The sequence below is a fragment of the Fluviicola sp. genome, from assembly GCF_030151805.1.
Lineage (GTDB): Bacteria > Bacteroidota > Bacteroidia > Flavobacteriales_D > Crocinitomicaceae > Fluviicola.
The window spans coordinates 1-12168 of the sequence record NZ_JASLCN010000133.1 but is presented as its reverse complement, the minus strand read 5'-3'; the positions used below and the strand labels follow the sequence as shown (position 1 = coordinate 12168).

General features: G+C 41.7%; 15 protein-coding genes and 1 pseudogene. 4 read left to right on the top strand and 12 right to left on the bottom strand.

All coding sequences use genetic code 11. From position 1 onward, the window contains the following. The 10 genes and pseudogenes from Q1V93_RS05125 to Q1V93_RS05080 form a co-directional block, all read right to left on the bottom strand. Window positions 1-298, bottom strand: a pseudogene (locus Q1V93_RS05125) (Rhs element Vgr protein); the annotation flags it as partial. Next, window positions 295-951, bottom strand: a complete 657-nt coding sequence (locus Q1V93_RS05120) for a hypothetical protein (protein ID WP_300662393.1) — start codon at window positions 949-951, stop codon at window positions 295-297. The pseudogene Q1V93_RS05125 and the gene Q1V93_RS05120, both read right to left, overlap by 4 nt. Beyond that, on the bottom strand, window positions 951-1112 hold the full coding sequence (locus Q1V93_RS05115) for a hypothetical protein (RefSeq protein ID WP_300662391.1): 162 nt from the start codon (window positions 1110-1112) through the stop codon (window positions 951-953). Before Q1V93_RS05115 ends, Q1V93_RS05120 begins: the two co-directional genes overlap by 1 nt. An 11-nt stretch (window positions 1113-1123) precedes the next feature. Continuing rightward, window positions 1124-1567, bottom strand: a complete 444-nt coding sequence (locus tag Q1V93_RS05110; RefSeq protein WP_300662386.1) for a phage tail protein — start codon at window positions 1565-1567, stop codon at window positions 1124-1126. Between the two features lie 11 nt (window positions 1568-1578). Continuing rightward, complete coding sequence (locus Q1V93_RS05105; RefSeq protein WP_300662384.1) at window positions 1579-2028, bottom strand: phage tail protein; 450 nt, start codon at window positions 2026-2028, stop codon at window positions 1579-1581. A gap of 124 nt (window positions 2029-2152) precedes the next feature. Next, window positions 2153-3637: a phage tail sheath C-terminal domain-containing protein gene (locus tag Q1V93_RS05100; protein WP_300662381.1), complete on the bottom strand. Its 1485-nt coding sequence runs from the start codon at window positions 3635-3637 to the stop codon at window positions 2153-2155. Between the two features lie 30 nt (window positions 3638-3667). Then, window positions 3668-4381, bottom strand: a complete 714-nt coding sequence (locus Q1V93_RS05095; protein WP_300662380.1) for a hypothetical protein — start codon at window positions 4379-4381, stop codon at window positions 3668-3670. Continuing rightward, on the bottom strand, window positions 4378-4926 hold the full coding sequence (locus Q1V93_RS05090) for a DUF4255 domain-containing protein (RefSeq protein WP_300662377.1): 549 nt from the start codon (window positions 4924-4926) through the stop codon (window positions 4378-4380). Before Q1V93_RS05090 ends, Q1V93_RS05095 begins: the two co-directional genes overlap by 4 nt. A 61-nt stretch (window positions 4927-4987) precedes the next feature. Further along, a complete protein-coding gene (locus Q1V93_RS05085) occupies window positions 4988-5377 on the bottom strand; it encodes a hypothetical protein (protein WP_300662374.1) in 390 nt (129 codons plus the stop codon). Between the two features lie 265 nt (window positions 5378-5642). After that, window positions 5643-6551, bottom strand: a complete 909-nt coding sequence (locus tag Q1V93_RS05080; protein ID WP_300662372.1) for a DUF72 domain-containing protein — start codon at window positions 6549-6551, stop codon at window positions 5643-5645. A gap of 53 nt (window positions 6552-6604) precedes the next feature. Here Q1V93_RS05080 and Q1V93_RS05075 point away from each other — a divergent pair, with 53 nt between their 5' ends. Beyond that, window positions 6605-6973, top strand: a complete 369-nt coding sequence (locus tag Q1V93_RS05075) for a hypothetical protein (RefSeq protein WP_300662370.1) — start codon at window positions 6605-6607, stop codon at window positions 6971-6973. Between the two features lie 205 nt (window positions 6974-7178). Next, window positions 7179-7472 carry a hypothetical protein gene (locus tag Q1V93_RS05070; RefSeq protein ID WP_300662368.1) on the top strand — a complete coding sequence of 98 codons (294 nt, stop codon included), beginning with the start codon at window positions 7179-7181 and terminating at the stop codon, window positions 7470-7472. Window positions 7473-7542: 70 nt separating this feature from the next. Here the strand turns inward: Q1V93_RS05070 and Q1V93_RS05065 are convergent, their stop codons facing one another. Together Q1V93_RS05065 and Q1V93_RS05060 are read right to left on the bottom strand one after the other, a co-directional pair. After that, complete coding sequence (locus Q1V93_RS05065) at window positions 7543-8646, bottom strand: hypothetical protein (RefSeq protein ID WP_300662366.1); 1104 nt, start codon at window positions 8644-8646, stop codon at window positions 7543-7545. 66 nt (window positions 8647-8712) lie between these two features. After that, window positions 8713-10272, bottom strand: coding sequence for a HAMP domain-containing sensor histidine kinase (locus Q1V93_RS05060; protein ID WP_300662363.1), 1560 nt, complete (start codon window positions 10270-10272; stop codon window positions 8713-8715). A gap of 157 nt (window positions 10273-10429) precedes the next feature. On the opposite strand from Q1V93_RS05060, the gene Q1V93_RS05055 reads away from it, so the two are divergent. Continuing rightward, the gene (locus Q1V93_RS05055) at window positions 10430-10858 is read left to right on the top strand and encodes a hypothetical protein (protein ID WP_300662360.1); all 429 of its coding nucleotides are present in this window, start codon (window positions 10430-10432) and stop codon (window positions 10856-10858) included. Window positions 10859-10886: 28 nt separating this feature from the next. Beyond that, on the top strand, window positions 10887-11777 hold the full coding sequence (locus Q1V93_RS05050) for a hypothetical protein (protein WP_300662357.1): 891 nt from the start codon (window positions 10887-10889) through the stop codon (window positions 11775-11777). The last annotated feature ends 391 nt before the right edge of the window (window positions 11778-12168 follow it).

Below are 12168 nucleotides of genomic sequence, written 5' to 3'. Positions count from 1 at the left end.
CCGGAATATCCAGGTTGTGTGTAACGACAATTCCTTCAAAAATGGTTTTTTCATCGCTTTGATAACCGGCTTCGATGCGAATGGTATTTCCCGGAGCAAAAGTATCGTCATCACTTTCCGGAATTTCTTTTCGAGGCATATCTCCGGCTTCGAAAATGAGCATAGCACGACCTATCCGGTTCACTTCCTTGCGGATCCAGATAGAAACCACTTCAAAGGAATCGTTGATTTTGTTTCCTTCGCTGTAAATGGTATAGGTTACAAGACCTTCGCTGTTTTTTTCCGGTGATACACTCATTTTGCTGCTAGTGGGGGGAATGAAATTTTGGTTCCGGGCTCAATTTTCCGGAATTCACTTAAGTTATTATACGCTGCTATTTCGTGACAGAAAGAAGCGTCACCGTAGATTTCGTCGCAATAACGGGCAATGCTGTCGCCGGCCCGGAATGTAATGATCCGGGACAGATCCGGTGAATTCATCTGTGCGGTGTCTTTGTCGAAGTAGCCGTTAAAAGAGAACGTTACTTTTACGCGTAGCGGAGTTCCGTTCGGGGCAAAGAGGCTGTAATCGTAATTGATCGTTTCCACTCTTCCGCGGAAGATGAAGGTTCCCCAGATTACTTTGACATAACTGGGTTCGTGACTTTCCGAGTTGATCCGATAAACCGCTTTCTCCAATTGGTTGATACGGTCTTTGATCTTTCCCGTTTTACTCGGAATAATCCCGGTATCATCCATCAGGATTTCGAAAGAAAGTGAGTCGAGCGCCTGGGAACTGAATTTTCGCAGGTTGGCAACTCCTTTTGCTTCACCATTTTGCTGATAATTCAGGGTTTTCCCCAATTTCATGGACGTAGGATTCACCTGCGTAGTGAAATCCCCGCTTTTCTTTGATTCGGAATAACTTTGGGTTTCGTAACCCAGAATTTTCAACTTGACCAATTCTCCCATCAGCGATCTCCTTTCTTGATGCGTTGTTTCCGCAACGTTTCATGTACTTCTCTCAGGATGTCTTTTTTCAGTTTGGCAACTTTTAAATCCAACTCTCCGTTTGAGCCTGTTTTTCGCTCAATAGTTGTCCGGATACTGATTTCCTTGATGATGATTGACATATACGTAGTCGTTAAGAACGTTTTAATGTGGTGTAAGCAAACTCAATGGTTTCGATCAGAATGCTGTTGGCCTGGGAATCCAAACCACCCACTTCCCATTTCACCGGATAGGCCTGTGTGCAAGTCCAGGTGTAAATCGGAGTTCCGTCTTGTCCCAACAGATTCACAATGATATCCCGCGGAACGATGGGTTGGGAAAAATCTCCTTCGAGAATCTTCTTGATCCAAACCACATCGTTTCTGTTGATCGGATTCAATGCCCTTTTCATGTTCAGATTACCATGCTTGATTTGCTTCGGAAGGAGGTATGTAAAATCGTTCACACCTCCTTCTTTCACAGGTTCTGTTTCAATTTCAGCGGACAATCCGGTTACTTCTTTGAACGCGAATTCTTCATTCCCGATTTTTACCTGGAAATAAAACGCTACCGGAAGTTCCCATTTTTGCTTACTCATGTTTCAACTCATTAACTGTTTGCAATAACCAATCCTTCGTGAGCGATCTCGATCGTTTCAACTGCTACTTCATTTCCGTCAGATTTCATATCCGTTCCGGTAATTTTAGTAGGCCAGGCATTATTCAATGTCCACACCATGGTTGGTTTTCCGGCTTCGTCCAATAAACTGATTACCACAGTCTGACGCTCGATGGTATTCATCTTGATCTTGTTGAACCAGTCCCAGAAACCGTTGTCTTTCACAAACACTCCTTTTTTCAGGGTAACGTTTCCGGTTTTCTTGATTCCGGGCATTTTGATTGTTGAGAATTCTTTGCTGTTCCCATGTCTGTACTCAACGATCTGAGCTTCAATGTCCAATCCGGATACTTCCTGGAAAGGGACTTCTTTATCACCTAATTTTACCTGAAAATAAAACTTCGGTAGAGGCCATACATTGTCTTGTTTTTCTCCTGCCATGATTTCTTAATTTTTTATTTAATTGAAAATGTAAAATGTAGAATTGAAAAGTGAGAGTCAAGACAAATCGTAAGAACACTGATTTTATACTTTTCAATTTTCAATTCTCACTTTTGAATTTGTTTTAGCTTTTTTGCATTTGTTGCTGGAATGTGATTTCAATGAATTCCGCAGGTCTTGAAATAGCCACCAAAATGGTGATACGCATGATTCCTTCAAGAATGTCTTCCGGTGTCATGGTGTCTCCCAATCCGATATGCACGCTGAATGCATCTTCCGGAGAAGCACCTGCCAAACCACCTCGTTTCCAGATTCCGTTCAGGAAGTTGGTGATCATACTTTTTACGCTCACCCAGGTGTTTGCCACGTTCGGTTCGAAAACATATGCTTTTGCAGCATTCTTGATCGACTCTTCCAACATGATCATGGTTCTGCGTACGTTGATATATCTCCAGTCCAGTGAGTTTCCGTCCAATGTGCGTGCTCCCCAAACTTTCACTCCTTCACCAACGAAGTAGCGGATGGCATTCACTGCTTTACCATTCATCGGAACGTTCAAATCTTCCTGATCCTTGAATGAAATACTAACAGTCGGACTGATTACGTTTGCAACTCCAATATTTGCGGGTGCTTTCCAAACTTCTTTCGTAGCATCTACCAGGGTGTAAATTCCAGCCATAGCAGTAGAAGGTGGCAACATGTTTACAATCAGGATCATTTCACGCATCAATTCACTGTATGCGGAAGAGTGGCGCGCCAACACTTTATGCGTGGTTTCGATTTCCAGAGTATTCAGATCTTCGGGTTTCTTGATCACACTGGCAATGAAATCCGTCAATTTAGCATCTTTATCATTTTCCGTAAGAATGGCAGCGACTGCTGTCGGGTCTTCAAAATTCAAGAAAGTGATATCTGTATCAGGAACGATGGAAGTGTTTAACCATGGATAATATACGGCTCCATAGTCTAAGAACTCAGTAAGAATTTTTTCACGGAAGTTGTTGACATTGGTGTTATCATCTTTGAACCCGTCAAAAACATCAAAAATGGCTACACGGTTTGCCATGTCTCCGCCACAATGTCTTAATGCTGCTACCTGAACATTCGAACACGAGTCAACAGTATCCAGATAAACAGCTTCCGGTACCAAAACCATGGTAGGCTCTTCTTCTTTCAAAAGCTTAGTGATTCCGTCGGTCAATTTTTCTTCTGATAAATCAGCTGTATAGCCTTCATCTACCGAAACAATGTAACATGTACCACCACCGTTTGCGAAGAAAAAGCGCATTTGGTAGTAGAAGTTATACTTGTCATTTCGTTGAACGGTATACTTCTTCCCGTTGATTTCGAGAGTAGATATTCCCAGTTTCGGGTCATCTCCTTCGTCACCTTTGGCTTCAGCAACTGCGTATTTCGGAACGGGAGGACCGCCGAAGTATTGAACAAATTCAGCCATCGAACTGATTTTCCAAGGCTTGTTCAACAAGGATTTGTTTCCGTCTTTTGCAAACTTGGTGTATCCGATAAATGCGGGTACGGCAGTAGCAGCTTCGACAACGGAATTCGGGAAGGCGTTCTTTTCAACGACGTATACCCCTGGTGTTTTCATTGTACTCATATTTGGATTTATTGTATTGATTTATAAATAGATGTAACTTGTTATGAAGTCTTTCGGACTAAATGGCGAAAGCGATTGAATCAAGGGGAAATCGGGGAGGCGACTCAAAAGATTGTCTCCGCTTTTTCGCAGTTCCCACAGGTGAAACTGATAAGCGCTTTTCTCTTTGAGAGGAAGTGCCTCGGCTGAGAGAAAGCGAAATATTTTCTGATTGGTCCCCGGAATGGTGGATTCTTCCCGGTCGTTGAACAGCACTTTTCCACGCTGTTCTCTTACTTCAAGAGGTTCCATTTGGTATAATTGCGATGGAAAAACCAGAAATTCAATCTGTTTTTCAGGAATGCCCAATTGGATATTGATTGTTTCCGTACTGGCGTTATTCAAACGGTTTTCCGTGATCGGAACATCAATTTTTTTCCAGATTCCTTCTTTTTGATAATCGACCATGAAACAATCTGCTGCATCGGATGAAACCTGGTTTGTGTAATAATAGAAATCCGGGTGTTTGGCTTTCAGCTGGAAGGACAGTTTGTCTTCCGGATCCAGATTTACTTCGTTTTCAGCAATAAGGACCCACGAACACGTGGTCTGCTGTTTGAAAAGAATTCCTGCTTTTTGAAGTAAATAACTTGTAACCCGGTCGGGTTCGAGAATCACACCGCACTGCTCTGTGTCAAAATAGTCGTGAGCAATTACGAACTTTAACCAAATGCGATATGAATTCTGACTGGTCATTTGAGTCCTGTGTTTTGTTCCGGTTTAGTAATGAGATGAGACAGGTCGATGATTTCACCTGCATCAACTTCGAGCAGGCGGATTTTACAAACCACCGACGGATAATAATTTTCCCCGCAGATACTCCACAGGTTTGACAGTTCGTGCATGCTTAGATTCATCACTTCCAGTGAAAAGGAAAGACCTTCGTTGGAAGAGCGGATCATGTTGTTTTTCTGAATGAAGGCTACTACCGCCGAAAACAGCCGAAGAGATTCTTCGTATTGCTTTTCCTGGAAAATCACGGAGATCAGAATGTTCAGACTGACCTGCCACGAAGGAGCACTTTGAGCCGAAGCTGTTTCAGAAATAACCTTTCGCTGAAAACTGATTCCACCGGCCGTTTCGCGTTCCAATCCCACAACGGTAATTCCCACGCGGTTCGGAAAATTTTTAGCCGAGTCTTTGATCGGTGAAATGAATACAATATCTTCCGTTAACCTGAATTGGAGTTTCAGATAATCGTTCAGTTGTCCGGAGAGAAGTTGTATCGCTTTAAAAATCATGTTTCAGTGAAATGGTAACAATAAATATCAGCCTACAAGGATAAGTTTGAATTGCGAAGTTTTATTTCGCCATGTATCTTTTCTTGATTTTGAAAAGAACATCCCCCAGAATCATTCTCTGATCCGGTTTCAGATGTCGGGAAGCAATACTGCAGACATTTTCGAGTAAATGAACTTCACTCAGCTTCAATTGCTGGTATCCGAATTGGTAATCCGAATCTCTGTAGTAGTAAGCTTTTCGTTTGTTGCAGTATTCAATAGGAGCAAAAAGCCCGAGAAAGCTATCGTTCTTCATGGAACTTAAATCCAGTTGAATAGTACGCTGGGAAACCTCATATCCGAGATCTCTTTTGCAGGTTTCTTTAATGGTGGAGGTTTTTACATAGGTATTTTTCTTCAGCAGCTCATCGATAACGGCATATCGCGCAAGAGCAAATTTGTTTTGAGGCATGTTGTTTGAATAGTGAAACGATTCATAATTGTCTTACTAAATCGAATTCGCGCAATCATTGCATCTGGAAAAATGAAAGATCTTCCGGTGAAGTCCTTGTGGATGAGCGAATATCGAAGTGTTGTAACAATCATTGGCGTCGCAGTGAATACTTAGTGCGACCTAAATTAGTGGAAACAAGGTGTTCAAAGTCTGAAGGACAGTGAAATAGCGAAAAATCAGGGGGAAAACAGGGGGAAGGATTTCAGTGGGTTTGAGACCGGATTTAGTCGAATAAACTCCCGGTTGTTTCGATCAGATTCGGTGATTTGAGCCGGAGTCCACACGTTTTGTTGAGCTGTTTGATGAGGTAATCGGTCAGCTGCGGCGTATACAATTCATCCGGCTGATGCATGTAGAAATGAATGGCTTTCAAATCTTTCTTCAGCCATTGGTGAATCCGTTCCACCCATTCGTCGATGCGAAGGTAATCGGTCGGATGAAGTCCGTTTCCGACAAAACGGATAAACGTAACGGGAGAGGTCACTTCCATGTGCGCGCAATCTCTTCTTCCGGAAACATCCGTGATCACCGCTCCGATAGACAATTCGTGGAGCAGGGTGAATAATTCCGATCGGTGCGGTTCCTGAAACCAATCATGATGGCGGATTTCTAAGGTAATATCCAGATCCCGCGGAAGACTTTTCAGGTAAGTGAAAAGCGCGTGTTTTTTTGCCGGACCGTAACGCTCGCTCAATTGCAGGAACATCGGTCCCAAATGCTTTCCGAAATGAATGATGGAGTTGAAAAAACGATCCGTGTCCAAAGCTGCTTTCTGACTGGAAAGGTCGCTGTAATGACTAATGGATTGTGGAAATTTCGGGCAGAATTGAAAATCTGTTCCGGCCGCTTTTTCTGCCCACTTCTGAATTGTTGCGGGAGGATATACCTGGTAATGTGTCGTATTGAGTTCAATTCCGTTAAAATTCCGGATGTAATGCTCCAGGAAGTCGCTTTCTTTTGTTTTGGCCGGATAGATCAAACCAACCCATTCTTTTCGGCCCCATTTTGCGCCGCCCAGGAAGAGCTTCGGTTGTTCAACGGCAGGTTTTAGAGCCTGGGTGAACACGCCGTCTTCCGGCAGGTGAAAATGTACGTTGTCCAATAAACTGCGATCTATTTTTCCGAATTCCATGAGCTAAAATTAAATCAAAAAGGTTTACTTTACATCCCGCTTAAACCAGATCCATGAAAAATTTCCCGATCGTTTGTGTAGTTCTTTTCTTGACTGCTTCTTGTTCCTCCGGGAAGAAATTCAATAAGACTGACTGGAATCACCGGATGTCTGAAGGTTATTATGATAAAAGAGAAGCCATGCTGGAAGATCTTTTGATGAATCATCCTTTGAAAGGAAAAAATATCAGACAATTGAGACAGTTATTCGGATCGGATGATCTGGAGGTTTTCAAATACGATCATCAATGGATGATTCAAATGAATATCATTACGGATTATGGATGGGATATTGATCCGGTATACACCAAAGATTTGTTTGTGTACCTGGATAAAGATTCTGTAGTAACATCCCTGAAAGTGAAAGAATGGCACAAGAAATAGATTGATTACCAGGCGGTTTTTGAACAGGCTGAATATCAAATTTGCAGGTGGAATAAGAGAATGCTATGTGAACAGATGATTAAGTTTTAAAACTGTTCAAAAGTTCTTTGGCAAGTCAAAAATAAAAAGTCGTAACTTTCGGCTGTATTATAAAACAGCAGATTGAAGTTTGCCTATAATTAGTTGAAAATAAAAATGTTGTGTTATGGCTATACCTGTTAGACTTGTCAAAGATTTGATTGAATTTTCTGACATTATTCCGGACCTGCAAGGTATCGGATTGAAAGTGTTTTCCTACGGTAAAATCAAAAATATTTATTGGTTGGGGAAAGATATTATCAAGAGCGTAGAGATCGTTCAATACAGAAACTTAGAGGATTATTTCAGTGAAGGTACCGGAGATCCGGTTTTCCGGTTATTCGGTCGGACAAATTTACCGGCTGAAATCGAATTCTTCATTAACCAGGAAGCGGAATATCCCTCTTTGTTTGTGAAATAAGGGAATTGATCATTTAAAATTGGCAATGTAAAATTGAAAAACTTTTCAATTCTGAATTTTCATTCTCCATTCATTTCACCCAGTCCCTGATCATTTTCACTGTTTTTCTGTCCAGTCCTGTAACTGAAACGTCTGCGTTTTCCCAGTAAAATTTTTCAATGCCGTAAAGCAAACCAATTTCATCCAGGTTTGCATGCAGATTGAAGAGGTCGATTTTCAGGAATCCCAAGCCTTTTCCCATCAAAACACCATGTCGTTGGTTTCCTTTGGCAGCGCCTTTCGGACCTTTGACATTCAATTGAATGCAATCAGTCCATGCGTTGGAAACTTCGATCGAAACAAACCAGCCGTATTTTGGTTTTTTCTCTGTCGGATCACTGCTCAATTGAATTTTGAAACTCCATTTCTGACCAATTTCCGTTTCAATTCCGATTGCTTTTATGACCTCATCGGCTAAACTTCCGACCTGGTTTGCAGCCAATTTGTTATGGGCCAGTTGATAGGCTTTTTCTGTGTTGGATAAGGTTTTGTTTGGTCCGAGAGCAAGCAGGAAGATGTTTAATTCGGCTAGTTTATTGTCGTTCCCCATTTGAAATTGAAACACTTTTTCAGCCAATGGATGATTGACTTTTCCGAGTGCATAAACAAAGGAATTGAAAGCACGGATATCCCTGGATTGTTTCGGAACGGTAAGCAGCGTTTGAGCGACATATTCACCAACGATCGGTGTAATGAATTTATCTGAAACCTTGAAATTCTCTGCTTGATCAACCGGGAAAAGAAGCGTGCTCAGATAGTTCAAAAATAACGCTGTTTCCCGGTATTCCTCATAGATTTTCGGTTCGCTGAAATCCTGGTTCAGCGCAAAATCCAGGCATTGATTCATCATGCGGCTTGGAAAAGATTCATTCAGGTAAACAACCCGCATCACTTCGCGCAATACATGCATGTATTCAACCGGAAAACTACTGGCGAAACGAAACAATTGCAGTGATCCCATTCGTTTCAGTGCATCAAACAATTTCTTTTCATTCACGCCTGCAGGAAGCTTGCGCATCAGTTCAATGGTTGCTTTCTCTTCCCCCGAACCGATTGTATTTGTCGGTGAATTCAGGAATTTATCCAGTGTTTCATCTGCAGCAAGTGCCTTCGCTGATTTTTTCAAATCACTCATAGTATGGATCAATTGGTGGTTTAAAAATAGGGAATATTTTTGTCCGGAATTAAGGATTGTATTTCATCATTTTAGCGGAAGACTGATCCGGATCGTTGTTCCTTTGCCAAGTTCGGAGTGAAGGACATATACCTTGCCTTTGTGATATTCTTTTACGATGCGTTTCACCAGGGATAATCCCAATCCCCAACCTCTTTTTTTCGTGGTGTAGCCCGGTTCGAAAATGGATTTGAATTGCTTTGGCAATAAACCTTTTCCTGTATCCGAAATTTCAATATGCACCCGTTCCGGAACGGTTTTAATGACCACATCGAGTTTTCCTTTTGATTCCATCGCGTCAACTGCATTCCGGATAATGTTCTCCATAACCCATTCCATTAGTTGTTTGTTATGACTCACCAGAATTGGCTCTTCTTCGTAATGAGTGGTCATTTCCACTTTTTGGGAAATGCGTGGTCGCAAATAATCCATCACTCCCTGAACAGTCGTCCGAATGTCGGTTTGAGTCAGATGAGTTTCGGAACCGATCTTCGAGAAACGCTGCGAAACAGTATCCAGGCGTTCCACATCTTTCTGCATTTCGGAAATGATCTCCGGATTGACATCCTGCGTTTCCAGTAATTGAATCCAGGCCATCAGGGAAGAAAGCGGTGTTCCCATTTGATGCGCGGTTTCCTTTGCCATTCCCGCCCAAACCTGGTTTTGCTCCGCTTTCCGGAAGGTGCTGAAGAGCAGGTAACCGATAAAAATAAACACACCGATGATTAAAAACTGGATATAAGGAAAGAACTGGAGTTGTTTCAACTCGTCTGAATTATCATAATACAACCAGTTTTGTTGATCAGGGCCAAATGAAATGACAATGGGATCATTTATTTTTTCCAATGAACCCAGTGTTTTTTTCAGGTTCTCCGGATTGGTTTTTTCCTTTGGAAGATTACTCGATATCAACGAATCTTTTTCCTTATCCATGAGTACCACGGGAATGAGTTTGGAATCCTTGATCAGTTCATTGTTGAATGCGGAAATGAGTGAATCCCGTTCTCTCTCCAGCTGGATGGTGCGTTTGGTATCGGTGTAAAAAGAAGTCATGGTTAAACCTTTCACTACTTCAATCCGGAAAGGTTTGTGATTTTTCTCCCAAACAGTGGTCAAAATCAGCAAGCTGTCTTCGTATTTTTTGACCAATGCTTTTTTCGTCAACGCAGGGTACATTTTCCGCAGATCGCTGGTGTCGAAATCAATATTTGTGTAACCGGAAATCTGGTTGTCACCATCCACCAAAATAACCGGAATGTCTTTGTTTTCGCTGATAATGGTAAGCGGGAAGTGGTAATCCGGAAAGCTGTTTCCCGTAACCGGCTTGGAAATTTCCTTTGTTGCTTCGAGGTATAATTTGATCTTCCTGCGTTCATGCCCGCGAAGCTGCTGGAAAGCGCGATTGGTAAATTCGACCAGTTCGGCCTTTTTCTTGATTGCTTCGGCCCATTGCTTGGCGCGCAAACGCTCGCGGTCAGATACTTTCTGAACCGTAGAATTAGATACCCAAAGCGAAATGGCAACTGTGATGAGTGCAATTACCAGCAGGACAATCTTCCATGTTTGTTTGTTGGAGTATAAATTCATGTGTTACGAATGTAAGTAAAAACGTTGTTTTGGTGGTGAAATTGTGTGGAGAATTAATTCGCTGTTCTAAGTTCGCGATATTGCGAACAGCCCTTTGTTTTATAGGATGAAATGAACGAAAAATACCCGTATTCGATTTTTAAGATAATTTTGAACCATGTTACATCATTTAACGAAAAGAGAAAAGCTTGTGCTGCTTCTAATCGGGATCCTGTTGCTGATTTCTTGTATTGTGCCGGCTGTGAATGTCCAGGATTTTGCAAGAATGGCTGAAGAAGAGCGTTGGATTGATGAAATTGTTCCTGGGTATGAGGATCCGTATGTGGTTATGACGATCGTTTATGCATTGATATTGTTATTGCCATGTTTGTTTAGCCCGAAGAAATGGTCTTTGGAGGTTTTGAGAGTGTTTTTAATTCTGCTGATTCTGTTCATCCCGTTCAGCTTCCTGGGTGCCATTGCTTTTATGATTCCTATCGGAATGGAACCGCTTTTAGGAAGATATTTGGTCATATTTGGTTTTTTGATAACCATTACATTTTGTATCCGGTTTTATTTTCGGGGAAGGAAGATGATTCGGAAGTGATAACTTTATAAACTAAAATAAATATAAAATGACCTGGAAACGCATCTTGAGTTTGCTTCTATACCTGATGATTTCTAATTTCTCGGAAGCGACGTTGGTTTCATCCTATGAACCATTTGCACGAATGAATGCCGCGAAAACCCATTATTTTGTCAGTATTCCGGAAAATCCGAATTCTGATAAGGGATATACAGCTGTTTTTGATGCGAAAACGAAAGCGTTGAAATTTAAGATAGATGTGTTTTTTAAAGAACGGCTGGTTGTTCTTACAAATGATGGAAAGCAGCTCATTCAACTGAATATCGGCATTGACCGGTCTGTAGAAAACTGTTCTGTTACAATCTATACCGATCAGAAGGAAACAAAAACGCTTCGGATCTTTGAGAAAAAGAGCAAATGGGTAGAAGATATTTATTCCGTTTCGCACCTGTCCGATATATGGGAAGAGAATAATAAAGTGCTGCTTTATACCAGTGATTCGATTTACGAAATAGATCAAAGCAGTTTTCTGGTATCAGCTCAAAAGAATACTCTTTCTGAAACGGGGAAGCCTTATGAACGATACTCTAAAGGAAATTTAAAAAATGATTCGTTTTTCGATGTTTCCGCATTGAAACCCGGAAAACTTCCCGTAGTTCAACAATTGGCAAAAGATTTGAATGTCAAACTGGTTGGCAATAAGGAGAGTGCGGGAAAAGCCGTGTTTTTTACATTGACATTGAATGCAGATGGGACATTTGGGTTTATGGATATTCAGGCAGCCGAAATTTTAAACCTTTCCAAAGGAAAATGGGTCCCGGATGAAGTGTTAAAAGAGCAAATTATTCAAAAACTGAAAAAATATACTTATTTGAAATCCTCCGTTCCTGAAGGTTTACCCTATTGGGTTTTTAGCGGAAAAATGTATTTGTTGAAGTAATTCGAAGGATTACTTCTATATATTGCTTTATCCTTCGCGTGACGCTTGTTGTGCAAGCTACGCTCAGTCTTCGACAGCTTTTGCTTTTGTCCTTCGCATGACGCTTGTTGTGCAAGGGACGCTCGGTCTTCGACAGCTTTCGCTTTTGTCCTTCGCATGACGCTTGTTGTGCAAGCTACGCTCAGTCTTCGACAGCTTTCGCTTTTGTCCTTCGCGTGACGCTTGTTGTGCAAGCTACGCTCAGTCTTCGACAGCTTTCGCTTTTGTCCTTCGCGTTACGCTTGTTGTGCAAGCTACGCTCAGTCTTCGACAGCTTTCGCTTTATCCTTCGCGTGACGCTTGTTGTGCAAGCTACGCTCAGTCTTCGACAGCTTTCGCTTTATCCTTCGCG

Excerpts from the sequence above, each read along its gene's own strand:
- Q1V93_RS05105 (WP_300662384.1), bottom strand. The coding sequence starts at position 2,028 with ATGGCAGGAGAAAAACAAGACAATGTATGGCCTCTACCGAAGTTTTAT.
- Q1V93_RS05090 (WP_300662377.1), bottom strand. The coding sequence starts at position 4,926 with ATGATTTTTAAAGCGATACAACTTCTCTCCGGACAACTGAACGATTAT.
- Q1V93_RS05085 (WP_300662374.1), bottom strand. The coding sequence starts at position 5,377 with ATGCCTCAAAACAAATTTGCTCTTGCGCGATATGCCGTTATCGATGAG.
- Q1V93_RS05100 (WP_300662381.1), bottom strand. The coding sequence starts at position 3,637 with ATGAAAACACCAGGGGTATACGTCGTTGAAAAGAACGCCTTCCCGAAT.
- Q1V93_RS05070 (WP_300662368.1), top strand. The coding sequence starts at position 7,179 with ATGGCTATACCTGTTAGACTTGTCAAAGATTTGATTGAATTTTCTGAC.
- Q1V93_RS05060 (WP_300662363.1), bottom strand. The coding sequence starts at position 10,272 with ATGAATTTATACTCCAACAAACAAACATGGAAGATTGTCCTGCTGGTA.
- Q1V93_RS05115 (WP_300662391.1), bottom strand. The coding sequence starts at position 1,112 with ATGTCAATCATCATCAAGGAAATCAGTATCCGGACAACTATTGAGCGA.
- Q1V93_RS05055 (WP_300662360.1), top strand. The coding sequence starts at position 10,430 with ATGTTACATCATTTAACGAAAAGAGAAAAGCTTGTGCTGCTTCTAATC.
- Q1V93_RS05050 (WP_300662357.1), top strand. The coding sequence starts at position 10,887 with ATGACCTGGAAACGCATCTTGAGTTTGCTTCTATACCTGATGATTTCT.
- Q1V93_RS05080 (WP_300662372.1), bottom strand. The coding sequence starts at position 6,551 with ATGGAATTCGGAAAAATAGATCGCAGTTTATTGGACAACGTACATTTT.
- Q1V93_RS05075 (WP_300662370.1), top strand. The coding sequence starts at position 6,605 with ATGAAAAATTTCCCGATCGTTTGTGTAGTTCTTTTCTTGACTGCTTCT.
- Q1V93_RS05110 (WP_300662386.1), bottom strand. The coding sequence starts at position 1,567 with ATGAGTAAGCAAAAATGGGAACTTCCGGTAGCGTTTTATTTCCAGGTA.
- Q1V93_RS05095 (WP_300662380.1), bottom strand. The coding sequence starts at position 4,381 with ATGACCAGTCAGAATTCATATCGCATTTGGTTAAAGTTCGTAATTGCT.
- Q1V93_RS05120 (WP_300662393.1), bottom strand. The coding sequence starts at position 951 with ATGGGAGAATTGGTCAAGTTGAAAATTCTGGGTTACGAAACCCAAAGT.
- Q1V93_RS05065 (WP_300662366.1), bottom strand. The coding sequence starts at position 8,646 with ATGAGTGATTTGAAAAAATCAGCGAAGGCACTTGCTGCAGATGAAACA.